Source organism: Pseudomonas sp. MWU349, assembly GCF_017947325.1.
In the GTDB taxonomy this organism is placed as follows: Bacteria; Pseudomonadota; Gammaproteobacteria; order Pseudomonadales; family Pseudomonadaceae; genus Aquipseudomonas; species Aquipseudomonas protegens.
Genome location: NZ_JAFEVP010000005.1, coordinates 220,104 through 241,981, shown reverse-complemented (window position 1 = coordinate 241,981; position 21,878 = coordinate 220,104). Strand labels below are relative to the sequence as shown.

The window sequence follows — 21,878 nt, the reverse complement described above, 5'->3', positions numbered from 1 at the left end:
GTTGCGGGTACTGTTGATCAAGACGTCCTCCCTGGGTGATGTGATCCATGCATTGCCGGCCCTTACCGATGCTGCGCGGGCGATCCCCGGGATCAAGTTCGACTGGGTGGTGGAAGAGGGCTTTGCCGAAATTCCCACCTGGCACCCGGCGGTTGGCAAGGTGATTCCGGTGGCGATCCGCCGCTGGCGCAAGAACATCTGGCAGACCATCAAGAGTGGCGAGTGGCGCCGCTTCAAGCAGAGCGTGCGCTCGACCAAGTACGACCTGGTGATCGATGCCCAGGGCCTGCTCAAGAGTGCCTGGCTGACCCGCTACGTGCGCGCCCCGGTGGCGGGGCTGGACAAGAACTCGGCCCGCGAGCCTCTGGCTTCACGCTTCTATTCCCGGCGCCTGGCGGTGGCCCGTGGGCAGCACGCGGTGGAGCGCGTGCGCCAACTGTTCGCCGTGGCCCTGGGCTACGACCTGCCCCAGGGCCTGGGCGACTATGGCCTGAACGTCGAAAAACTCGTGGAGTTGCCGCGCAAGAAGCCCTTCGTGCTGTTCCTGCATGGCACCACCTGGGACACCAAGCACTGGCCCGAAGCCTACTGGCGCGAGCTGACCGAACGCATGGGCATGCTTGGCGTCGAGGTCAAGCTGCCCTGGGGCAACCCCGCGGAAAAGGCTCGAGCCGAGCGCATCGCCAGCGGCCTGAAAAACGCCACGGTGCTGCCCAAGCTGAACCTGGCCGGGGTCGCCCGGGTACTGGCCGATGCCCAGGCCTGCGTGGCCGTGGACACCGGGCTGGGCCACCTTGCCGCGGCACTGGATGTACCGACCATCTCACTGTTCGGGCCGACCAACCCGGGGCTGACCGGCGCCTATGGCCGGGTGCAGATCCACCTGGGCAGCAACTTCCCGTGCGCGCCTTGCCTGCAGAAGAAATGCACCTATCAGCCCACCGCTGTGGACCAGCAGCGTTATGACCTCAAGCGCGAGTGGCCGCTGTGCTTCACTCGCCTGAATCCCGAGCGTGTCGCCAGCCGACTGAGCACCCTGTTACTGGCTGAGGAGCCGCGCTGATGCAATTGGCTTTTGTCCTTTATAAGTATTTCCCCTTCGGCGGCCTGCAGCGCGATTTCATGCGCATCGCCCTGGAGTGCCAGCGGCGCGGGCATCAGATCCGTGTCTACACCCTGATCTGGGAGGGCGACGTGCCTCCCGGTTTCGAAGTGCTGGTGGCGCCGGTCAAGGCGCTGTTCAACCATCGCCGCAATGAAAAGCTCAGTGCCTGGATGGAGGCCGACCTGGCCAAGCGACCAGTGGACCGGCTGGTGGGTTTCAACAAGATGCCGGGGCTGGACGTGTACTACGCCGCCGACGGCTGTTTCGAGGACAAGGCGCAGAACCTGCGCCATTCCCTGTACCGGCGCTGGGGCCGTTACCGGCACTTTGCCGAGTACGAGCGCGCGGTGTTCGCCAAGGACGCCAAGACCGAGATCCTGATGATCTCCGAGGTCCAGCAGCCGCTGTTCATCAAGCACTACGACACCCCGCTGGAGCGCTTCCACCTGCTGCCGCCGGGCATTGCCCAGGACCGTCGGGCACCGGCCAACGCGGCCGAGATCCGGGCGGATTTTCGTCGTGAATTCAAGCTCAAGGATGACGACCTGCTGCTGGTGCAGATCGGTTCCGGGTTCAAGACCAAGGGCGTGGACCGCAGCCTCAAGGCCCTGGCGGCATTGCCCTCGGCGCTGAAAAAACGCACCCGGCTGTTTGTAATCGGCCAGGACGACCCCAAGGTATTCCAGGTGCAAAGCGCTGCGCTGGGGTTGAGCGACCAGGTGCAGTTCATGAAGGGCCGCAGCGATATCCCGCGGTTCCTGCTGGGCGCCGACCTGCTGATTCACCCGGCCTACAACGAAAACACCGGCACCGTATTGCTGGAGGCCCTGGTGGCCGGCCTGCCGGTGCTGGTCAGCGCGGTCTGCGGTTATGCCCATTACATTGCCGAGGCCCAGAGCGGCCTGGTGCTGGATGAGCCGCTGGAACAGGCGCAGCTCAATCAATACCTCACCACCATGTTGACCGACGACGCTGCACGCGCGACCTGGAGCCGAAATGGCCTGGCGTTCGCCGAGACGGCCGACCTTTACAGCATGCCGCAGCACGCTGCGGATGTGATTCTGGCGGAGCAACACCGATGAAGTTGATGCTTGCCGAACCCTTCAAGAGCCTCTGGGCCGGACGCGATGCGTTCGACGCTGTCGAGGGCTTGAAGGGCCAGGTCTACCGTGAGCTGGAAGCGCGCCGTACCTTGCGTACGGAAGTCGACGGCCGCGGTTATTTCGTGAAGATCCATCGTGGGATCGGCTGGGGCGAGATCGTCAAGAACCTGGTCACCGCCAAGCTGCCGGTGCTCGGCGCCGGCCAGGAATGGCGGGCCCTGGAGCGCCTGCATCAGGTGGGCGTACCCACCATGACCGCCGTGGCTTACGGCGAGCGTGGGGCCAATCCGGCAGACCAGCATTCGTTCATCGTCACCGAGGAACTGGCGCCGACCGTCAGCCTCGAAGATTTCAGCATCGACTGGGTCAAGCAGCCGCCGTCGCCTGCGCTCAAGCGCGCGCTGATCGCCGAGGTAGCGCGCATGACTGGCATGATGCACCGCGCCGGGGTCAACCACCGCGACTGCTATATCTGCCACTTCCTGCTGCACACCGATCGGCCTGTCACTCCCGAAGGGCTCAAGCTCTCGGTGATCGACCTGCACCGTGCCCAGACCCGGCCGAAGATCACTCAGCGCTGGCGCAACAAGGATCTGGCAGCGCTGTATTTCTCGGCCCTGGATATCGGCCTGACGCGCCGCGACAAGCTGCGCTTTCTCAAGGGCTACTTCCAGCAGCCGTTGCGGCAGATTCTGGCCGAGGAGGCCGCACTGCTGGCCTGGCTCGAAGGCAAGGCGGAAAAGCTCTACGCCCGCAAGCAACGGTACGGAGATGCACTCTGATGGCGAGCTGGAACCTGGACCCGGCCTATCAGGCGTTGGCGGAGGATTTCGGCAGTCTGGAAGCGGTGTTTGCCCTGAAGGGCGAGCACCTGACCCGGGATCCGTTGTCCGAAGTCATCCGCGTCGAGCGTGGTGGCGTCAACTATTACGTCAAGCGCTATACCGGCGCCGGCAAGAATCTGCGGCGCTACCTGGGCAAGCCCCGGGTCAAGTTCGAGTGGCAGAACCTCAAGCGCTTCGCCAAATGGGGCATTCCCACCGCCGATGTGGTGGCCTGGGGCCTGGAGCGTCGCTGCCTGGCCTATTCCCGGGGTGCGATGATTACCCGGGAGCTACCACGTACCGAGGATCTCTCGGTGCTGGCCGAGAGCAACGACCCGCGCCTGAAGGACCGTCGTTGGGTGGATGGCATCAGCCGCCAGTTGGCGGCCTGTACCCGGGTCATGCATGGCCACCGCTTTACCCACAACGATCTGAAGTGGCGCAACCTGCTGGTCGACGACCAGGACCGGTTGTACCTGATCGATTGTCCGAACGGTGATTTCTGGCGTGGCTTCTGGCTCAAGTACCGGATCACCAAGGACCTGGCCTGTCTGGATAAGGTGGCCAAATACCATCTGTCGGCCACCCAGCGCCTGCGTTTCTACCTGCAATACCGTCAGCGTGATCACTTGAGTGCCGCCGACAAGGAGCGTATTCGCCACGTGGTAAGATTTTTCGAGGGGCGTGAATGACTGATTTTCTGGCGTCCGAGGAGCGTGCGCTGCTGGAGCGCAATGGCCTTGGCACTTTCGACCAGCTGTGGGCCACCCAATTGGAAGCGGTGGATGAACCCAATACCGGTCGTGGCGGCAGCAGCAGTGTGTTTCGCCTGGATGTGGAAGGGCGGGGGTTCTACCTCAAGCGCCAGACCAACTACTTGACCCGGACCCTGCACCGGCCTTTTGGCGAGCCGAGTTTCGCCCGTGAGTTTCGCAATATCCGCCGCTACCAGCAGTTGGGCATTCCGGCCTTGCAAGCGGTGTTCTTCGGTATGCGCAAGGTCGATGGCGAGTCCCGGGCGATCCTGGTGACCCGGGCCCTGGATGGCTGGGATGATCTGGATGCGCTGCTGTTGCAGTGGGACCGGCTCAGCGAGCATCAGCGGCAGGCGGTGCTCCAGGCTTGCGGGCAACTGGCCCGGCAACTGCACGGTTTGCGCCAGGTGCATGGCTGCTTCTATCCCAAGCATATTTTCCTGCGGGCCGAGGGCGATGGGTATCAGGCGCAGTTGATCGACCTGGAAAAGACCCGGCCCCTGCTGTTTGGCCAGCGTGATCGGGTCAAGGATCTGGAGCCCTTGCTGCGCCGGGCTTCGGTGTGGAGCAGTGATGAGGTGCGCAGCCTGCTGGCGGCCTATGTGGGCCAGCCTCGGGACAGCTCCCTGGTGGATGCCTGGGTGGCGCGGCTCAGTGCTCGGCGCAGCCACAAGGGGGCACGCTGATGCGCCTGTCCGAACTGAAGAACAGCGGGCGCAGCCCGACGCTGCCCTTGAGCCTGGAGTTGGCGGACGCCGCCGGCCCGGCACAGTTGCAGTTGCTGAGCCTGCTGCGGGTGCTGCCGGGGCAGCGTTACGTGGGGGCCGGGGTCTGGCGCGGGCGTCCGGTGCTGGCCAAGCTGCTGGTGGGCTCCAAGGCCGCTCGGCATTTCCAGCGAGAATTGCAGGGTGTGCGCCTGCTGGCAGAGCAAGGGCTGACGACGCCCTTGCTGCTGGCGGACGGTTTGCAGGAAGGCGAGGGCGGCTGGCTGCTGTTCGAGTTACTGCAGGGCGCACAAAGCCTGGGCGACGCCTGGAAGCAGGTGGAAGCTCTGCCGGTGCTGGCCGACGAGCAGACCGAGGTACTGGCCGAGGCCCTCGGGGCTATCGGCCAGTTGCACGCCAAGGGCCTGTGGCAATCGGACCTGCACCTGGACAATCTGCTGCGCCATGATGGCCGGCTGTATTTGATCGATGGGGCAGGGATCTGTGTCGAAGAGGCGGGCAAGCCCCTGTCCCGGCAGAAGGTCCTGGAGAACCTCGGGGTCTTCTTCGCCCAGTTGCCCAAGAGCCTGGAGCCGTTCACCGAAGAGCTGCTGGTGCACTACCTGTTGAGCAACGCCGAGCATGCCTTGCCCCTGGAAGCCCTGCAGAAGCAGGTGAACAAGATCCGGGGCTGGCGCCTGCGGGACTTTCTCAACAAGGTCGGCCGCGAGTGCACGCTGTTCAGCGTGCAGCGCGGCCCGTTCGCCTTGCGCGCGATCCGCCGTGAGGAAGAGGCGGCGATGCTGCCGGTGCTGGAGCAGGCCGACGCGCTGCTGGATCAGGGCCATCTGTACAAGACCGGTGGCGCGGCCAGTGTCGGGCGGGTCGAGGTTGCGGGCCGGCCTCTGGTGATCAAGCGCTACAACATCAAGGGCTTTGCTCACTGGCTCAAGCGCTTCTGGCGCCCGAGCCGGGCCTGGCATTCCTGGCGCGAAGGCAATCGCCTGGCGTTCCTGGGCATTGCCACGCCCAAGCCTCTGGCCTTGCTGGAGCGGCGTTTCCTGTGGCTGCGGCGCAGCGCCTACCTGGTGACCGAACATCTGCCAGGGCCGGATATCATCGAGCGCTTTGCACCCTTCGTGGACAGCGGGCAAGCCCCGGAGCCGGAATTGCTGGCGCTGGACCAGCTGTTTGCCGAGCTGATCAAGGAGCGCATCAGCCATGGCGACTTCAAGGGCCACAACCTGTTCTGGCAAGAGGGGCGCTGGGCGCTGATAGACCTCGACTCCATGTGCCAGCACTCCAGCCTGAGCAGCTTTGCCCCGGCTTATGCCCGTGATCGCGCGCGATTCATGCGCAATTGGCCGCAAGACAGCAATTTGTATCAAGTGATTGATCAGCGCCTGCCCAGGACGGCCCAGGGCACCGAGGCCTGACCTGCGACCCATGGCCGCTGCCTGCGCCGCGGCCATGGCGTACGGCGGGTGCCAACCCAGGCTTGGCGCTCGCCGCTAGAGGCTTGCACCTGCTTTTACGTTATAATCCCGCCCTTTCGTTGTTTCTCGCCCCTTGCGAGCACACTTCATTTTCAAGGCGCATCGCGCCCGCATGCAGACTAAACGAGGCTAGACCCCTGTGGCATTGACGATTCTTGGCCTGTCCGGCGCCCTTAGCCATGATCCTTCAGCGGCCCTGTATATCGACGGCAAGCTGATTGCCGCCGCTGAAGAAGAGCGTTTCGTGCGCGACAAACATGCAAAGAACCGCATGCCCTACGAGTCGGCGAAATTCTGCCTGGAGCAGGCCGGGATCAAGCCTTCCGACGTTGACGTAGTCGCGATTCCGTTTGCCCCGATCAGCCTGTTCGGCAAGGCTCGCTGGCACTACGCCAAGCGCTACTGGTACGCCCCGGACCGCGCCCTGGACGCGATCCTGATGGGCAACCGTCGCTACAAGCGCTACCGCAAGAAGATCGTCTGGTGCCTGGAGCAACTGGGCTTCGACCCGAAAAAGGTCAAGATCGAGCCGGTGGAACACCACCTGGCCCACGCCTCCAGTGCCTACCACTGCTCGGGCTTCAAGGAGAAGACCGCGATCCTCGGGATCGACGGCAAGGGTGAGTACGCCACCACCTTCTTCGGCTACGGCGAAAACGGCAAGATCCACAAGATCAAGGAATTCTTCGATCCGGACTCCCTGGGCGGCCTCTATGGCGCGATCACCGAGTTCCTCGGCTTCGAGATGCTCGACGGCGAGTTCAAGGTCATGGGCATGGCGCCATACGGCGATGCCAGCAAATACGATTTCTCGCGCCTGGCCAGTTTCGAAAACGGCGAGTTGGTGATCAACACCGACTACGCCAACGTCATCGGCCTGCGTCGCTACAAAGAGAAGGGCAAGGGTTTCTACTTCTCGCCAAAACTCATTGAGTGGCTGGGGCCCAAGCGCGAAGGTGACATCGCCGACGAGCCGTACATCCACTACGCGGCGAGCATGCAGGCGTTGTTCGAGAAGCTGGCCCTGCAGATGATCGACCACTACCTGGGCGACATCCTCAAGGAAACCGGCAAGCTGGCCTTCGCCGGCGGCTGCGCGCTGAACGTCAAGCTGAACCAGAAGATCATTGCCCGTCCCGAGGTCAAGGAGCTGTTCGTGCAGCCGGCTTCCGGCGACGCCGGTACCGCCGTCGGTGCTGCGGCCTATGTTTCCCATGCCCGTGGGGTGCCGGTAGAGAAGATGGAACACGTCTATCTCGGCCCGTCCTACAGCAACGAAGACGTGATCGCGGCCTGTGCCCGCCACCCGAACAAGCCAGCCTGGCGGCAGATCGACAACACCCCGGAGCGTATCGCCAAGATCATGGTGGATGGCAACCCGGTGGCCTGGTTCCAGGGCCGCATGGAGTTCGGTCCGCGTGCCCTGGGCGGTCGCTCGATCATCGGTTGCCCGAGCGCCACTGGCGTGGCCGACCGGATCAACGAACAGATCAAGTTCCGCGAGCGCTGGAGGCCGTTCTGCCCGTCGATGCTCGACACCGTCGGCCCGCAGATGATCAAGGTCGATCACCCGGCGCCGTTCATGACCTTCACCTTCGAAGTGGCTGAAGAGTGGAAGACCCGGGTGCCGGAAGTGGTCCACGAGGACGGCACGTCCCGGGCCCAGGTGCTCAAGCGCGAATACAACCCGCGCTACTACGACATGATGAAGGCCCTGGAAGTACTGACCGGCAACGGCGTGTCGCTGAACACCTCGTTGAACCGCCGTGGCGAACCGATGATCTGTTCGCCCACCGATGCCCTGAACATGTTCTACGGGTCCGACCTGCAGTACCTGATCATGGAAGACATTCTGGTGGTCAAAGACGGCGTGGACCCTTATGACACGCTCGGCTGAACGCCATGTGCTGCAGTTCTGCCACGGCTATGACGGGCCGTTCCTGGACTGTGCCCGGCAATACGCCAACCTGTTCGCGGGCAGCGGCTATCGAGTGACCACGGTGTTTCTCACCGGGGCCGCCGATGCCGATGTCGCCGCGGGCTGCGCGTCTGATGAAGTGCTGTTCATGGAATACAGCTCCAAGGCCATCCGCGGCCTGAAGCTGGGCGCCATCCGTGACCTGCGCAAGATCGCCGCGTCACGCAATTTCAGCTTCTGCATCGCTCACCGCTTCAAGCCGATCTATATCGCCTTGCTGGGTACCGGCTTGCCGGTGATCGGTGTCCATCATGCGTTTTCCGATTACAAGCGCGGCAGCCGCAAGCTCTTCGCCCAACTGTTCCGTAAGCGCCTGAGCCTGCTCGGGGTGTCCGATGCGGTGCGTGACGACATGCGTGCCTGCCTGTCGAAATGGCCGGCGCAGCGCATTCAGACCCTGTACAACCGCATCGACCTTGAGGCCCTGCAGGCCGAGCAACTGAGCGCTGCCCAGGCGCGCAGCGAGCTGGGCCTGTCCGCCGATGCCTGGATTGTCGGCAACGTCGGGCGTCTGCATCCGGACAAGGACCAGGCCACCTTGCTGCGCGGCTTTGCCGCGGCCTTGCCGCAATTGCCGCCGCACAGCCAACTGGCGATTCTCGGAACCGGGCGTCTGGAAAAAGACCTGAAGTCCCTGGCCCGCGAGCTGGGGATTGCCGATCGCGTGCTGTTCCTGGGGCAGGTGCCTCAGGCTCGACGCTATTTCCGCGCCTTCGATGTGTTTGCCTTGAGCTCCGACCACGAGCCTTTTGGCATGGTCCTGCTGGAGGCCATGGCCGCCGGCGTGCCGCTGCTGGCCACCGCCTGTGGCGGTGCCCGGGAAGTGGTCGAAGGGGTGGGCATCCTGTTCCCCTTGGGCGACGTTGAACATATGGCCCAGGGGCTTCAGCATCTGGCCGCGATGGACGATCACCAGCGCCGGGTCTGTGCCGAGCTGATGCTCGATCGCCTGCGCGAGCGCTTCTCCGACCGCGCTGTACGCGACGTATTCTGGCGTTTGCCGCAAGTCACCGATCTGACCGCGAGGGGCTGATGCTCAATCGATTTCAAGGCTGGCGCGAACGTGGCTGGTCAGTCATTGACGCATCGACCTACGCCAATGCCTGGCAGCGGTTCGGTGGCAGTGTGGCAACCCATCCCCTGGTGGTGGAGCAGTTGGCGGACCTGGCGCAGATCCCGGTGCGTTACCTGGCCTGGGAGCGCAATGGCCAATTGCAGGCGGCCATTGCCACCTGGGGGCGCGACCTGGCGCTGTCCAAGGACGTGCTCAAGCGGTCCGGCAAGAAGGGCCTGTTCGATATCGGCAATGCCGAGCTGATCCTGCCCGCCGCTGCCGATGCTCAGGCGGTGTTGCGCCATCGTGGGCGTTACCTGTCCGTATTGAACGAGGGGCGCCTGACCGGTCTCAAGCCCCAGGCTGAACAGCTGGCCATGGCCAGGACGCCGGAAGAGCTGTCGAAGAAGTTTCGTTACAACCAGCGTCGTGAGCTGCGCCTGCTGGAAGAGGCGGGCGGAGTTGTACGCCCGGTCAGTGATTTCAGCAGCCCCGAGCTGGCGGCGATCTACTGCGACCTGTTCCAGCGCCGCTGGGGCTTTGCCGCCACGGGTGCCGAGCGTATGGCCGAGGTGCTGGAGCGCCTGCGCGAGCTGCTGATCGGTTCGGTGATCTTCCTCAACGACGCGCCGATTGCCGTGCAACTGATCTACCGGGTCGAAGCGCCGCAGTGGATCAGCGTCGAGTACGTGAACGGTGGGGTAGACCCCCAGACTCGTGAGTTCAGCCCCGGCAGCGTGCTGAGTTTTCTCAACACCCAGAGTGCCTGGGAACAGGCCCGTGCCCTGAACAAGCCGCTGCGTTTCTCCTTCGGTCGTGCCGACCGTGAATACAAGGACCGTTGGTGCAATCCTGTGCCGGTTTTCCAGGTGTGAGTCAGCCCATGAGTCGCAAACAACAACTGCTCAAGCGTCACCGGCGCAATAAACGAATCGCTCTGTTGATCGGGCTGGTGCTGCTATGGGTGATCGGCATCCTGGTGGCCTGGTGGGCGCCGGTCTTGCTGGCGGTCTTGGCCTGGCTGGCCCATGAAGCCTGGTTTGCCGATCATCTGTTCTATTCGCCCAAGGATGATTACTGCTACGACTTCGGCAGCGACGCCCAGCAGGCCGCTGTGCGCCTTGAAGCGGGGCGCCTGTTGCTGGAGGCGCCACTGGCGCTGGCCGGGGATGAAACCCTGGTTCTGGGCGTGCAGGTCAAGAGTTCGTGGCTGGGACGTTTTCTCGACCCGGCTGTTGAGGTGTCGGGCGGTCCGCTTGCCGATCGTCAGGTGTTCGAGCGCGGGGTCAACGGCCTGCGCTACCTCAACCTCAGCGGCCTGGCCAGTTCCCTGGTCAGTGGCGAGCTGAGGTTGCGCGGGCGCTTCTGTCGGCTCCGCATCCAGCCGCAACTGATGTTCTGGCGGGATCCCGACTACCGGCGCCAGCGGGTGATGGTGATCGCTCCCCATGCCGACGATGCCGAGTTGGCCGCCTTCGGTCTGTACAGCCAGGCCGACGAGGCCTGGATCGTGACCCTGACCGCGGGCGAAATCGAGGCCGAGCATTACCAGGCCATGGGCATGAACCCGGCAGAGGCGGCGCGGATCAAAGGGCGCTTGCGGGCCTGGGACAGTATTACTGTGCCGCGTTGGGCCGGGGTGCCTGAATCCCATTGCGTGCAGCTGGGCTATTTCTGCCTGCAGCTGCCTGTCATGCAGGCCTCCCCTGAACAGCCGGTGGCCTCTCGCGAGGCCCAACTGAGCGATATCCGCTTGTTCCGCCAGTTCAATCCATTCCCGTTGCCCGCCGACCGGGACGGGTTGCCGACCTGGAACAATCTCCTGGCCGACCTGCGCGAGCTGCTGCTCAAGGCGCGCCCTGAAGTGATAGTGTTGCCGCACCCGACGCTGGACCCTCATCCCGACCACATCTGTGCTCGCGAGGCGGTCATGCAAGCCCTGGAAGGGCTGGCCTGGCAGCCGACCACTATCCTCGGCTATGCCAATCACCTGCATGACAACGACCGCTGGCCCATGGGTGACTCGGGCGCAGGCGTTGCATTGCCGCCGGTGTTCGAGCCGACGGCGGTGTTGCGCCCCTGGTGCTTGTCACTGTCCCAGGGCGAGCAGTATGACAAGGCCATGGCCTTGGGCATGATGCATGACCTGCAACCGAAAATGCCGTTCAAGCGACGCCTGCGCAGGTCGATACAGTGGCTTATGGCCAGTAGGGTGCCTTCGGCGCTGGGGGAGAATGAGTTCTTTCGCAAGGCGGTCAGACGCCATGAGCTGTTCTGGCTGTTGCGACAGCGATAAACCGACATAACCATGGGTGCGTTTTGTTGCCCCAATCCGACAGTGAGTCCTTTGTGATCAATCCTCGCCCGCGAATCTTGTTTCTCATGCCCTACTTCGGGCGTTGGCCATTCTGGATGCCGTTTTTTCTCGAAAGCTGCCGCCGGAATCCGGATATCGACTGGCTCTTTTTCAGCGACTGCGGGACCCCGGACAATCTGCCGCCGAACGTCAAGCTGGAAAGCATGAGCTTTGCTGAGTACTGCGCGTTGGTATCCCGGCGCCTGGAGATCGACTTTGCGCCCAATGCGGCCTACAAGCTCTGTGATATCAGGCCGGCAATGGGGTACATCCATATTGATCGTCTGGAGGGCTACGACTTCTGGGCCTTCGGCGATATCGACCTGGTCTACGGTGATCTGCGGGCTTATTTCACTGCGGATCGCCTGGCGGGGTATGACCTGTTCTCCACCCATGAACGGCGCGTCGCCGGGCACTTGTGCCTGATACGCAATACTGCGCGTAAGCGTGAGTTGTTCAGGCAGATCAAGGATTGGCAGACACGCTTTACCGACCTGGAGCACCATGCACTGGATGAAGGAGCCTTCAGTCGGATTTTCCTCTGGCGCAAGAATTTTCCGGAGCCGCTGTTCAAGCTGGTGGGCAAGTTCAATCCATGGCGCCGCCGCAGTGAGTTCACCGAGGCCTTCAGCACGCCGGGTGGAGTCATCAAGTGGCATGACGGCAGCCGTGATTTTCCGGCGCGCTGGTACTGGAAGGATGGGCATCTGACCAATGACCGCGACGGCGACCGCAGTTTTCCGTATTTCCACTTTGTGTGCTGGAAGCGCAATGAGTGGTCGCAGTTGCCGGAGCAGAATGAGCAGTCGCTCCAAGCGCTGGCCAGCGAGCCGTCCTGGATCATCGATGCCACAGGTTTTCACCGGGGATAGTTATGAGTCAGCGCTTCAAGGTCCTGCAGTTGCAGCCGGACTACAACGTCAAGTCCCACGACTTCGCCGACCTCGCCGAGCAGATCGTCAAGGCCTTGCCGGCTGAGCGTTACGAAGTCACCGCAGCGTTCCTGCGGGGGCGCCCCGGGCCGAACGATCCGGTAAGCCGCGCCGCGCATTCGGTGTATTTCGAGTTTTCCGACAAGTCCCTCAAGGGCATGCGCCTGCGGGCCATGTGGCGGCTGTATCAGTTCTGCCGCAAGGAACAGTTCGATGTGGTGATCTGCAACCGCTTCAAGCCGGTGAACATGATGCTGACCCTCAACCGCTGGTTGAAGGTGCCGTTGTGCATCGGAATTTCCCACGGTTTCGGTGAGTACGACCGGCTTTACCGGCGACGCCAGACCCAGCGTCTGATCGATCGGCATTGGCGCTTTGTGGGGGTGTCCCCGGCCGTCAAGCAGTACCTGCTCGATTGCCAATGCGGTTTCACCGACCAGAACACCTGGGCGATCACCAACGCCATCGATATCGAGCAGGCAGAGGCCTTGCAGCATTCCCGCGAGCGCTCCCGGGAGTTGCTGGGGCTGGCCCCCGATGTGCGGCTGATTGGTGCCTTGGGCCGGCTGGTGCCGGTCAAGGGGCATACCTATCTGCTGCAGGCCTTTGCTCAACTCAAGGGCAAGTACCCGCAAACTCAGTTGGCAATCATTGGTGCCGGTCGTGAGGAAGCCAATCTGCGCGCTGAAATCGAGCGCCTGGGGCTGCAGGGTCGGGCTCACCTGCTGGGTTTCAAGGAGAACGCCCTGCAATACGTGCGGGCCTTCGATATCTGGACCATGCCGTCGTTGGCCGAGGGGCTGGGCCTGGCCTTGCTCGAAGGCATGAGCGGGCAGTTGCCGGTGATCGCCTCGAACGTGCCGGCCATGCTGCCCCTGATCGAGGGGGCTGGCGGCCTGGCCGTGGAGCCGGCCAATGTGCCGGCGCTGGTCGCCGCGCTGGATGCCTATCTCGGGCTGTCCGACGAGGAACTGGCCGCCAAGGGCCAGCAGTCCTATGCCTATCTGCAGAAAGAACACGATATCGAGGTGTTCCGCGAGGAGTACCGGCAATTGATCGACTCCGGCTTGAGTCAAGCGGGCAAGAGGCAGTAATGGCAGACCAGCAACCTGTGGTGACGGTGATTATCGCCTCCTACAACCACGCGCCCTACATTGAGCAAAGCATTCTCAGTGTGCTCAACCAGACCTATCCGAACATCGAGCTGCTGGTGGTGGATGACGGTTCCAGCGATGACAGTGTCGAGCGTATCCGGCGCCTGCAGGAGCAGCATGGCTTCGACTTCCGAGTCCAGCAGAATCAGGGCCTGACCAACACCCTCAATGGTGCCATTGCACGGTCCAGGGGCAGCCTGATCGTGCCTTTCGGCTCCGACGACATCATGCTGCCCGAGCGCATTGCGACTCAGGTGGCCTACATGGATGGCAAGCCTGAGGTGGGGATCTGCGCGGGCAATATCGAGCTGATCGACAGCGACGGCAACCTGTTTCCCGAGAAGCGCCAGCGCCGTGACGTGCCGTTCCGACGCCTGGACTTCGACGACATGTTCCTTGAGCGCAAGCCCTATCCACCGGCTCCGACCTTGATGATTCGTCGTGAGGCCCTAGAAAAGGTCGGCGGTTTCGATCCGAATATCCGCCTTGAAGACCTGCTGATCGAGTTGAAGATCACCCGGGCCGGCTATTTCATCGATGGCTTGAACGTGTTGATGGCGCGGTATCGCAAGCACGCCACCAACTCCTACAAGAACCACCGGTTCATGATCGACAACATCCTGCGTTCCTACGCCCTGTTCAGCGATCACCCGCTGTATGACGAGGTGCGCTACAAGTTCCTCAGTTCGATGTTCCTCAAGGTTTCCAATCGGGATCGCAAGCTGGCGCGCGAGTTGCTGGCACAGATCCCGTTCAAGGCCTGGAACAAGAAAACCTGGCGTGGTTTGGGCCGCCTTTATTTTTCTCCACTGGAAAAAGACTGAAGAGACGCCGGAGCATGGGCTGGATTCAACGTTTTCTGGAGAAGCGCGCCAAGCGTGCGATCCGCAAGCTGCCGAAAATCGAGCGCGGCGTGGTGCGTTTTCAGCAGAGATATCCAGGTTACAGCATCGGGCGTGGCAGCTATGGCTTGCCCGAGGTGCATGACTGGCAGGAAGGCTCGACCCTGAGCATCGGGGCGTACTGCTCGATTGCCGAAGGGGTGCAGATATTCCTCGGTGGCCACCACCGAGCGGACTGGGTCACCACTTATCCCTTCCCAGCCATGCTGCCTCAGGCCGCGCACATCAGTGGCTACGCCGGAACCAATGGCGATGTCCGGGTGGGTAGTGATGTGTGGCTGTGTTCCAACAGCACGCTGTTATCCGGTGTGACCATTGGCCATGGTGCGATTGTCGCGGCGGGAGCGCTGGTCACCAAGGACGTCGAGCCTTATGCGGTGGTCGGTGGCAACCCGGCGCGTTTCCTGCGCTGGCGCTTTCCCGAGGAGCAGCGCCAGCAACTCTTGCAGAGTGCCTGGTGGGACTGGCCGGAGGCTGAGTTGCACGGGTTGGCCGACAAGCTCTGCAGCGATGATATTGACGGCTTCCTGGCCTACGCCCGGCAGCGTTCAGCCTGACCGCTCGCTGTTTAATCCCTTCCGAACCTGTTCCAGGCAGCCTTGTGTAGCGGCCATGGAACAGGTACGTGCGCAGGGATCAGCGAGCCACTTGGTGCAGGTCATTCGCCGGTAGCTGCTTCAACAGTCCGGTGGCCAGGGGCATCGAGGTGCACTGGGCGTAACCGGCCTGCAGTGCGTCCAGGTGCTCCAGGAACAGCCAGCCACAATCCTCGGCATAGCGCTGCATATGGCGCACATTGCGCTGGCGCAGCGATTTTCTCAGTGAGGAGGGATAGACCCGCAGGTCTGCAAGATCGATCAGCCCGAACTCGCCATTTTCCAGTACCAGCACATTGGCCAGGTGCAGCGAGCGGAAATACACCCCTTGCTCATGCAGGTTGGCCATGAAGGCGCCAAAGCGCTTGATCAACTTGGCACGCTCGTCGCCAGAGCTTGCCAATTGCAGACTCTGGCGCAGAGTCTGGCCGGGCAGCGGTTGGTAGCGGACGGCGTTGCTGCCGTCGGCAAGACGATACAGTCCGAGGATTTTCGGCGTGGTGATGCCCAGCTCGCGCAGTTGCTCGCTATTGGTGGCAAACCGCGCGGAGTAGGGGTTGAACCCTCCTGAGGTGTACCAGCGGCGAGGGCGAAACAGCTTGAGGAAGCTGCCGTCGTCAAGACGCAGGACCTTGGGGCCCAGGCCGTCGGCTTCAATAACCCGGGCATTGGCCATCAGCTTATCGGCGTCAGCCTGGGCGAGCGACTCGACCGGGTGGCTGGATGAGCGTCGCGCACGTTGGCTGATACACAGGGCAGCGATCAGAGCCAGGGGAATCCACAGCAGGAACCAGTGCTCTTTGGGGCGAGAGAGAATCCCGCCGCCTTCGGTCAGGCCTGCGCCAATGCCGAACATCAGCCAGGTCGAGGCCAGGATCAATAGGGGGTCGGCCCGTAGTTGCCAGCTTTTGAACAGGGCCCAGGCCTGCATGAACAGCCACGGCAGCAGGCCGATGATGCCCACATAGTAGAGCACGCCCAAGGCGAAGTTATGGGGCTCTTGCAGGAGGAAACCGATGCCGGGGTCCAGGGACAGACTGGCGTTATAGCCGTGGCCGATCCATGGGTGGTTGGCAATCTGTTCCAGGGCCAGGCGCCAGAGATCGAAACGCGAAGAGCTGCCCCGTTCCAGAAGCATCTGCGAGAACAGCGCAACGACGGCGATACCCCCTGCCAGCATGCCGCCCAGCAGCATCAGCGAACGACGGTTCCAACTAATGAAGCTCAGCCACAGTGCCGCCAGGGTCAATGCCACCAGCGGCGTTCTAGAGCCCGTGGCGATCAGCGCGGCGATCATGACGACCAGCGCTGGAACGCTCAGCCAGAGTATCTGGTAACGCCGGCAGTTCATGCTCAGGCACAGCCAGTAGACACAGAAGAACCCAAAGACATGGGAGCTCAGCAATGGGTTGTCGAAGGCGCCCGCACCGATCATGCGCAGTTCGGGAGTGTGGTATCGAACGAAGACGTACAGGTTGAAGATCGAGGCGATGAGAGCAACGATCGCAGCGCAGAAGACCAGCGGCTGTAGCACCTCGCCGCGGTAGCGAACCAGTAGCATGCAGCCGGCGAACAGCATCAGGGTGTGCAGAGGTGTCTTGATTTCCCCCAGCACGCTGTCCACCGGAGGGCTCCAGGCCAGGCTGACGATGGCCCAGGTGCAGAACAGCAGCATGGCGATGAAGATAGGTTCGCGTAGAAGGCTTTTCAGTTCACTGGGGCGAGTACACAGGGCAATCAGCGTCGGGATGCTGAACAGTCCGTAGTACAGCTTGTGCAATCCGCTGCGTCCTGGAAGGAAGAACATCGCACAGAGAAGCAGTAGATAACCGATCGGCAGAATCCACAGGCAAATGAAATCGAATACTCGATTGGCCGTGTTGTGAAGGGCATTGGGTTGCATGCTTGAACGTTCATCCCGGAAGTTAAGCTGGCAATCATAACGACTTATGGCTGGCGGTGTCGTTGGTCAGCTGAACAATCTCGGGCCTATGGGAGTGCCAGTACCGCGAACAAGCTGTGCTAAAGTCAGCCTCCTTTTTGACGACATTCGCGTGATATGACCGACTCCAGTCCTGACGCAAGCCCCTCGAGCTTGAAAATCTACTTCCGTCTGCTCGGCTATGTGCGGCCCTATATTGGTCTGTTTCTCATCAGCATCGTCGGGTTCCTGATCTTCGCTTCGACTCAGCCCATGCTCGGCTACATCCTCAAGTATTTCGTCGATGGCCTGTCCAACCCTCAGGCGGTTCTGTTTCCCGGTGTGCCTTATCTGCGCGACATGCAGTTGCTCCAAGCGGTGCCGCTGCTGATCGTGCTGATCGCTGCCTGGCAAGGCCTGGGCTCCTACCTGGGCAACTACTTCCTGGCCAAGGTATCCCTGGGGCTGGTGCACGATTTGCGGGTGCAACTGTTCAACAACCTGTTGACCCTGCCCAACCGTTATTTCGACAAGCACAACTCCGGGCACCTGATCTCGCGTATCACCTTCAACGTGACCATGGTCACGGGGGCGGCGACGGACGCGATCAAGGTGGTGATCCGCGAAGGCATGACCGTGATCTTCCTGTTCGGCTCGCTGTTGTGGATGAACTGGCGCCTGACCCTGGTGATGATCGCCATCCTGCCGCTGATCGCGGTCATGGTTCGCACCGCCAGCAAGAAATTCCGCAAGCAGAGCAAGAAGATCCAGGTGGCCATGGGTGATGTGACACACGTTGCCTCGGAAACCATCCAGGGCTATCGCGTGGTTCGCAGCTTTGGCGGTGAGACCTATGAGCAGCAGCGTTTTCTTGCGGCCAGCCAGGGCAACACCGACAAGCAACTGCGCATGACCCGCACCGGCGCGATCTACACCCCACTGTTGCAACTGGTGATCTACAGCGCCATGGCGGTGCTGATGTTCCTGGTGCTGTATCTGCGCGGTGATGCTTCCGCCGGTGAAATGGTGGCCTATATCACCATGGCCGGTCTGCTGCCCAAGCCGATCCGCCAGCTGTCCGAAGTCAGCTCAACGATCCAGAAAGGCGTGGCGGGTGCGGAGAGCATCTTCGAGCAGTTGGACGTCGAGCCTGAGATCGATCGCGGCACCGTCGAGCGCGCCAGCATCAGCGGGCACCTGGAGGTGCGCAACCTGAGTTTCACCTACCCGGGAACCGAACGGCAGGTGCTCGATGACATCAGCTTCAGTATCGAGCCCGGGAAAATGGTGGCGCTGGTGGGGCGTTCCGGCAGTGGCAAGTCGACCCTGGCCAACCTGATTCCGCGGTTCTACCACCACGACAAGGGCCAGATTCTTCTGGATGGCACCGAGGTCGAAGACTTCCGCCTGCTGAACCTGCGTCGGCATATCGCTCAGGTAACCCAGCACGTGACCCTGTTCAGTGACACTGTGGCCAACAACATCGCCTACGGTGACCTGGCCGGTGCGCCGCGTGAGGACATCGAGAAGGCCGCCGCCGATGCCTATGCCATGGACTTCATTGCCCAGTTGCCCGAAGGCCTGGATACCCAGGTAGGGGAGAACGGCGTACTGCTTTCAGGTGGCCAGCGCCAGCGCCTGGCGATTGCCCGGGCCTTGCTGAAGAACGCACCGCTACTGATTCTCGACGAGGCCACTTCGGCCCTGGACACCGAATCCGAGCGGCACATCCAGGCCGCCCTGGACAAGGTCATGAAGGGCCGTACCACCCTGGTGATTGCCCACCGCCTGTCGACCATCGAGAAAGCCGACCTGATTCTGGTCATGGACCAGGGGCGGATTGTCGAGCGTGGCAGCCATGCCCAGTTGCTGGCACAGAACGGCTACTACTCGCGGCTGCATGCCATGGGCCTGGAAGAGCCCGCGCCCAGCGGAATCGCCTGACCTGTTCCGGGGAGCGAGCCGGCTCGCTCCCCGGGGCCTTGGTGTGCAAGGCACCTTGGCATCATTTGTAGCCGCTTCCTTACAGTCTTGACCAAGCCTAAATAATTCTGTGTTTCCCGCTTGTTATGGTTCCCGCCTGAATCTTTGAACAGATCGAGGGGGCCATCCCTCTCGCGTGGGTAGCAGAATGTTGCAACGCTTTGTGTGGAAGTTATTACCCAAGACCCAGCGCAATTTCCTGCTTGGGCGCCTGTCGGTGGTGGATCGCCAAGTGGTGAACAAGTCCATGTCGGCCAATGTGCGCTTTCCTGATGCCTTCTCCCGACACTCCTGCCTGTTCATTCATGTTCCCAAGTGCGCGGGCAGCAGCATCTGTTCGGCATTGTTCGACGGTTGGATGCCCGGGCACCTGCCGTTGTACTGGTACGAGCAGCAGTTTCCGCAGGCCTTTTCCAGCAACTTCAAGTTTGCCTTCGTGCGCGATCCCCTGGAGCGCGCTTACTCGGCCTACGCTTTCCTGCGGGGCAATCGCCTGGGCCGCCGGGACCAGGCCGCCCAGGCGCTGGTAGGGCATTACCGCGACTTCGATGACTTTATCGGCCGCTGGCTGCACCCGGAAACCATCCACAAGCAGATGCACTTTGCTCCCCAGAGCGATTTCCTCACCGACTCCCTGGGCCGCCTGGCCCTGGATTTCGTCGGCTATCAGGAGCACCTGCAGCGCGATTTCCAACTGCTGTGCGAGCAGTTGCAGGTCCAGACCCGACTGTCCCATGTCAACAGCACCCAGCAACGCCATAGCACCCCCGTCAGGGATATCTGTTCGGTACGCACCCGGCGCCTGGTGCGCCGGGTCTATCAACGCGACTACGAGATGCTCGGTTATGAATAAGCTTGCCCGTGTACCGCTGGAGCGCCCGCAAATCCGTCCTTACAGCCTGTCGTTGTCCACCGAGGCCCGGGCCGCCCTCAAGCAGCAGCGACCCTGCTGTCTTTGGCTGACCGGATTGTCGGGGGCCGGCAAGTCGACCCTGGCCAATCTGTTGGAGCTGCGGCTCAACGAGTTGGGTATGCACACCTTCGTCCTTGACGGCGACAACGTTCGCAGTGGCCTGTGCAGTGACCTGGGAATGGGGGCCGAGGCGCGCAAGGAAAATATCCGCCGCATGGCCGAGGTGGCACGGCTGATGGTGGACGCCGGCCTGCTGGTCATAGTGTCGGCGATCTCGCCGTTTCGCGCCGAGCGCGATGCCGCCCGGGCGCTATTCGGCCCGGGAGAATTCATCGAGGTGTACGTCAGTACACCTTTTGATACTTGTGCCCAGCGGGACCCCAAAGGGTTGTATCAGGCAGCGCTGGAGGGGCGGATCAAGGATTTCACCGGGCTCGACAGCCCCTATGAAGCACCGTTGCAGCCCGATTGCGAGATCGATACGGCGACCGTGGCACTGCCGGAGGCGATCCGCCGCCTGCTGCAACTCCTGCCCGGTAAATAAGCGGCAAGCATTCTTCGTCGGCCCCATTCAAGGCATAGAACTAGGCGGCGCCAACCCTGTGTTAATATCGCGCCCCTGTTCATTTTGTATGTGGGATGCTCCATGAAGTTGTCCATGCCGCGATTCGATCAAGCCCCCGTCTTGGTGGTCGGCGATGTCATGCTCGACCGTTACTGGCATGGTGGTACCTCACGGATTTCCCCTGAGGCGCCAGTGCCGGTGGTCAAGGTCGAGCAAATCGAGGATCGCCCCGGCGGTGCCGCCAACGTTGCCTTGAACATCGCTGCCCTCGGCGCGCCGGCCTCCCTGGTGGGCGTGACCGGCGACGATGAAGCCGCCGACAGCCTGGCCAACAGCCTGCAGGGCGCGGGCGTGCGTGCGCTGTTCCAGCGCATCAAGCACCAGCCGACCATCGTCAAGCTGCGGGTCATGAGCCGTCACCAGCAGTTGTTGCGTATCGATTTCGAAGAGCCCTTCGCCACCGACGCCCAGGCCCTGGCGGCCGAGGTCGATGCCCTGCTCGACGGGATCAAGGTGCTGGTGCTGTCCGACTATGGCAAGGGCGCGTTGCGCAATCACCAAGTGCTGATCGCCGCTGCGCGGGCCCGGGGCATTCCGGTGCTGGCCGACCCCAAGGGCAAGGATTTCTCCATCTACCGCGGTGCCAGCCTGATCACGCCGAATCTCAGCGAGTTCGAAACCATCGTCGGCGGCTGCGCCGACGAACACGAGCTGGTGAGCAAGGGCGCGCAGTTGATGCATGACTTGGAACTGGGGGCGCTGCTGGTGACCCGTGGCGAACATGGCATGACCCTGTTGCGCCCCGACCATCCGGCCATGCACTTGCCAGCCCGGGCCCGGGAGGTGTTCGACGTCACCGGTGCCGGGGATACGGTGATCTCCACCCTGGCGGCCGCCATTGCCGCCGGCGAAGAGCTGCCCCACGCAGTGGGCCTGGCCAATCTGGCGGCCGGCATCGTGGTTGGCAAGCTGGGTACCGCCGCCATCAGTGCTCCCGAACTGCGCCGGGCGATCCAGCGCGAGGAAGGCTCCGAGCGCGGGGTGCTGAGCCTCGACCAGTTGCTGCTGGCCATCGATGATGCCCGAGCCCACAACGAGAAGATCGTCTTTACCAACGGCTGCTTTGACATCCTGCATGCCGGGCATGTGACCTACCTGGAACAGGCGCGAGCCCAGGGCGACCGGTTGATCGTGGCGATCAACGATGACGCTTCGGTCAGTCGCCTCAAGGGCCCTGGCCGTCCGATCAACAGTGTCGACCGGCGCATGGCGGTGCTGGCGGGGCTGGGGGCGGTGGACTGGGTGATCAGTTTCCCCGAGGGCACTCCGGAAAACCTCTTGTCCCAGGTTCGGCCGGACGTGCTGGTGAAAGGCGGTGACTATTCCATCGACCAGGTTGTAGGTGCCGACATAGTCGGTGCCTATGGCGGCACCGTGAAGGTGCTGGGGCTGGTGGAAAACAGCTCGACCACGGCCATCGTCGAGAAGATCCGCAAGACCGACAAGGCCGAGTAACGGCCCCCCGGTCCGCAAAAAA

At 62.5% G+C, this 21,878-nt stretch carries 19 protein-coding genes; 18 read left to right on the top strand and 1 reads right to left on the bottom strand.

Translation table 11 applies throughout. The annotated features are described in order from the left end of the window. Position 1: 1 nt before the first annotated feature. The 14 genes from waaC to KCG88_RS21155 all read left to right on the top strand — a co-directional run bounded on the left by waaC (position 2) and on the right by KCG88_RS21155 (position 14,920). Positions 2–1,063 carry a lipopolysaccharide heptosyltransferase I gene (gene waaC, locus KCG88_RS21220; RefSeq protein WP_047283652.1) on the top strand — a complete coding sequence of 354 codons (1,062 nt, stop codon included), beginning with the start codon at positions 2–4 and terminating at the stop codon, positions 1,061–1,063. Next, the gene (locus KCG88_RS21215) at positions 1,063–2,187 is read left to right on the top strand and encodes a glycosyltransferase family 4 protein (RefSeq protein ID WP_011058886.1); all 1,125 of its coding nucleotides are present in this window, start codon (positions 1,063–1,065) and stop codon (positions 2,185–2,187) included. Before waaC ends, KCG88_RS21215 begins: the two co-directional genes overlap by 1 nt. After that, on the top strand, positions 2,184–2,990 hold the full coding sequence (rfaP, locus tag KCG88_RS21210; RefSeq protein ID WP_210713037.1) for a lipopolysaccharide core heptose(I) kinase RfaP: 807 nt from the start codon (positions 2,184–2,186) through the stop codon (positions 2,988–2,990). The genes KCG88_RS21215 and rfaP overlap by 4 nt, the downstream gene beginning before the upstream one ends. Next, positions 2,990–3,724, top strand: coding sequence for a lipopolysaccharide kinase InaA family protein (locus KCG88_RS21205; protein ID WP_210713036.1), 735 nt, complete (start codon positions 2,990–2,992; stop codon positions 3,722–3,724). The genes rfaP and KCG88_RS21205 overlap by 1 nt, the downstream gene beginning before the upstream one ends. After that, positions 3,721–4,473 (top strand): lipopolysaccharide kinase InaA family protein, encoded by a 753-nt coding sequence (locus tag KCG88_RS21200; protein WP_047283655.1) that lies wholly within the window; start codon positions 3,721–3,723, stop codon positions 4,471–4,473. Before KCG88_RS21205 ends, KCG88_RS21200 begins: the two co-directional genes overlap by 4 nt. After that, on the top strand, positions 4,473–5,927 hold the full coding sequence (locus KCG88_RS21195; RefSeq protein WP_047335511.1) for a lipopolysaccharide kinase InaA family protein: 1,455 nt from the start codon (positions 4,473–4,475) through the stop codon (positions 5,925–5,927). Before KCG88_RS21200 ends, KCG88_RS21195 begins: the two co-directional genes overlap by 1 nt. A gap of 199 nt (positions 5,928–6,126) precedes the next feature. After that, positions 6,127–7,884, top strand: a complete 1,758-nt coding sequence (locus KCG88_RS21190; RefSeq protein ID WP_016968301.1) for a carbamoyltransferase — start codon at positions 6,127–6,129, stop codon at positions 7,882–7,884. Further along, a complete protein-coding gene (locus KCG88_RS21185; RefSeq protein WP_210713035.1) occupies positions 7,868–8,998 on the top strand; it encodes a glycosyltransferase in 1,131 nt (376 codons plus the stop codon). Before KCG88_RS21190 ends, KCG88_RS21185 begins: the two co-directional genes overlap by 17 nt. Beyond that, positions 8,998–9,894, top strand: coding sequence for an antimicrobial resistance protein Mig-14 (locus KCG88_RS21180; protein ID WP_047283657.1), 897 nt, complete (start codon positions 8,998–9,000; stop codon positions 9,892–9,894). Before KCG88_RS21185 ends, KCG88_RS21180 begins: the two co-directional genes overlap by 1 nt. Positions 9,895–9,902: 8 nt before the next feature. Beyond that, on the top strand, positions 9,903–11,315 hold the full coding sequence (locus tag KCG88_RS21175) for a PIG-L family deacetylase (RefSeq protein WP_210713034.1): 1,413 nt from the start codon (positions 9,903–9,905) through the stop codon (positions 11,313–11,315). Positions 11,316–11,368: 53 nt separating this feature from the next. Next, positions 11,369–12,247 (top strand): DUF6625 family protein, encoded by an 879-nt coding sequence (locus KCG88_RS21170; protein WP_210713033.1) that lies wholly within the window; start codon positions 11,369–11,371, stop codon positions 12,245–12,247. Positions 12,248–12,249: 2 nt separating this feature from the next. Beyond that, on the top strand, positions 12,250–13,401 hold the full coding sequence (locus KCG88_RS21165) for a glycosyltransferase (protein ID WP_210713032.1): 1,152 nt from the start codon (positions 12,250–12,252) through the stop codon (positions 13,399–13,401). Beyond that, positions 13,401–14,285: a glycosyltransferase gene (locus KCG88_RS21160; RefSeq protein WP_015633916.1), complete on the top strand. Its 885-nt coding sequence runs from the start codon at positions 13,401–13,403 to the stop codon at positions 14,283–14,285. Before KCG88_RS21165 ends, KCG88_RS21160 begins: the two co-directional genes overlap by 1 nt. Before the next feature lie 14 nt (positions 14,286–14,299). Continuing rightward, positions 14,300–14,920: a CatB-related O-acetyltransferase gene (locus KCG88_RS21155; RefSeq protein ID WP_011058898.1), complete on the top strand. Its 621-nt coding sequence runs from the start codon at positions 14,300–14,302 to the stop codon at positions 14,918–14,920. Positions 14,921–14,999: 79 nt separating this feature from the next. Here KCG88_RS21155 and KCG88_RS21150 read toward each other — a convergent pair whose 3' ends face one another. Further along, positions 15,000–16,862, bottom strand: coding sequence for an O-antigen ligase family protein (locus tag KCG88_RS21150; protein ID WP_210713031.1), 1,863 nt, complete (start codon positions 16,860–16,862; stop codon positions 15,000–15,002). 156 nt (positions 16,863–17,018) lie between these two features. On the opposite strand from KCG88_RS21150, the gene msbA reads away from it, so the two are divergent. The 4 genes from msbA (at position 17,019) to hldE (ending at position 21,856) form a co-directional block, all read left to right on the top strand. Continuing rightward, entirely contained in the window at positions 17,019–18,824 is a 1,806-nt protein-coding gene (gene msbA / locus KCG88_RS21145) for a lipid A export permease/ATP-binding protein MsbA (protein ID WP_210713030.1), read from the top strand. A 187-nt stretch (positions 18,825–19,011) separates the two neighbouring features. After that, positions 19,012–19,716, top strand: a complete 705-nt coding sequence (locus KCG88_RS21140; protein ID WP_210713029.1) for a sulfotransferase family 2 domain-containing protein — start codon at positions 19,012–19,014, stop codon at positions 19,714–19,716. Beyond that, positions 19,709–20,320 carry an adenylyl-sulfate kinase gene (gene cysC / locus KCG88_RS21135; protein ID WP_210713028.1) on the top strand — a complete coding sequence of 204 codons (612 nt, stop codon included), beginning with the start codon at positions 19,709–19,711 and terminating at the stop codon, positions 20,318–20,320. Before KCG88_RS21140 ends, cysC begins: the two co-directional genes overlap by 8 nt. A 102-nt stretch (positions 20,321–20,422) precedes the next feature. After that, the gene (gene hldE, locus KCG88_RS21130; protein WP_047283665.1) at positions 20,423–21,856 is read left to right on the top strand and encodes a bifunctional D-glycero-beta-D-manno-heptose-7-phosphate kinase/D-glycero-beta-D-manno-heptose 1-phosphate adenylyltransferase HldE; all 1,434 of its coding nucleotides are present in this window, start codon (positions 20,423–20,425) and stop codon (positions 21,854–21,856) included. Positions 21,857–21,878 lie beyond the last annotated feature (22 nt).

What these genes read in the sequence shown, in the direction of transcription:
- KCG88_RS21215 (WP_011058886.1), top strand. Translation starts at nt 1,063, where the DNA reads ATGCAATTGGCTTTTGTCCTTTATAAGTATTTCCCCTTCGGCGGCCTG.
- rfaP (WP_210713037.1), top strand. Translation starts at nt 2,184, where the DNA reads ATGAAGTTGATGCTTGCCGAACCCTTCAAGAGCCTCTGGGCCGGACGC.
- KCG88_RS21205 (WP_210713036.1), top strand. Translation starts at nt 2,990, where the DNA reads ATGGCGAGCTGGAACCTGGACCCGGCCTATCAGGCGTTGGCGGAGGAT.
- KCG88_RS21200 (WP_047283655.1), top strand. Translation starts at nt 3,721, where the DNA reads ATGACTGATTTTCTGGCGTCCGAGGAGCGTGCGCTGCTGGAGCGCAAT.
- KCG88_RS21195 (WP_047335511.1), top strand. Translation starts at nt 4,473, where the DNA reads ATGCGCCTGTCCGAACTGAAGAACAGCGGGCGCAGCCCGACGCTGCCC.
- KCG88_RS21185 (WP_210713035.1), top strand. Translation starts at nt 7,868, where the DNA reads ATGACACGCTCGGCTGAACGCCATGTGCTGCAGTTCTGCCACGGCTAT.
- KCG88_RS21180 (WP_047283657.1), top strand. Translation starts at nt 8,998, where the DNA reads ATGCTCAATCGATTTCAAGGCTGGCGCGAACGTGGCTGGTCAGTCATT.
- KCG88_RS21175 (WP_210713034.1), top strand. Translation starts at nt 9,903, where the DNA reads ATGAGTCGCAAACAACAACTGCTCAAGCGTCACCGGCGCAATAAACGA.
- KCG88_RS21165 (WP_210713032.1), top strand. Translation starts at nt 12,250, where the DNA reads ATGAGTCAGCGCTTCAAGGTCCTGCAGTTGCAGCCGGACTACAACGTC.
- KCG88_RS21160 (WP_015633916.1), top strand. Translation starts at nt 13,401, where the DNA reads ATGGCAGACCAGCAACCTGTGGTGACGGTGATTATCGCCTCCTACAAC.
- KCG88_RS21155 (WP_011058898.1), top strand. Translation starts at nt 14,300, where the DNA reads ATGGGCTGGATTCAACGTTTTCTGGAGAAGCGCGCCAAGCGTGCGATC.
- KCG88_RS21150 (WP_210713031.1), bottom strand. Translation starts at nt 16,862, where the DNA reads ATGCAACCCAATGCCCTTCACAACACGGCCAATCGAGTATTCGATTTC.
- msbA (WP_210713030.1), top strand. Translation starts at nt 17,019, where the DNA reads ATGACCGACTCCAGTCCTGACGCAAGCCCCTCGAGCTTGAAAATCTAC.
- KCG88_RS21140 (WP_210713029.1), top strand. Translation starts at nt 19,012, where the DNA reads ATGTTGCAACGCTTTGTGTGGAAGTTATTACCCAAGACCCAGCGCAAT.
- cysC (WP_210713028.1), top strand. Translation starts at nt 19,709, where the DNA reads ATGAATAAGCTTGCCCGTGTACCGCTGGAGCGCCCGCAAATCCGTCCT.
- hldE (WP_047283665.1), top strand. Translation starts at nt 20,423, where the DNA reads ATGAAGTTGTCCATGCCGCGATTCGATCAAGCCCCCGTCTTGGTGGTC.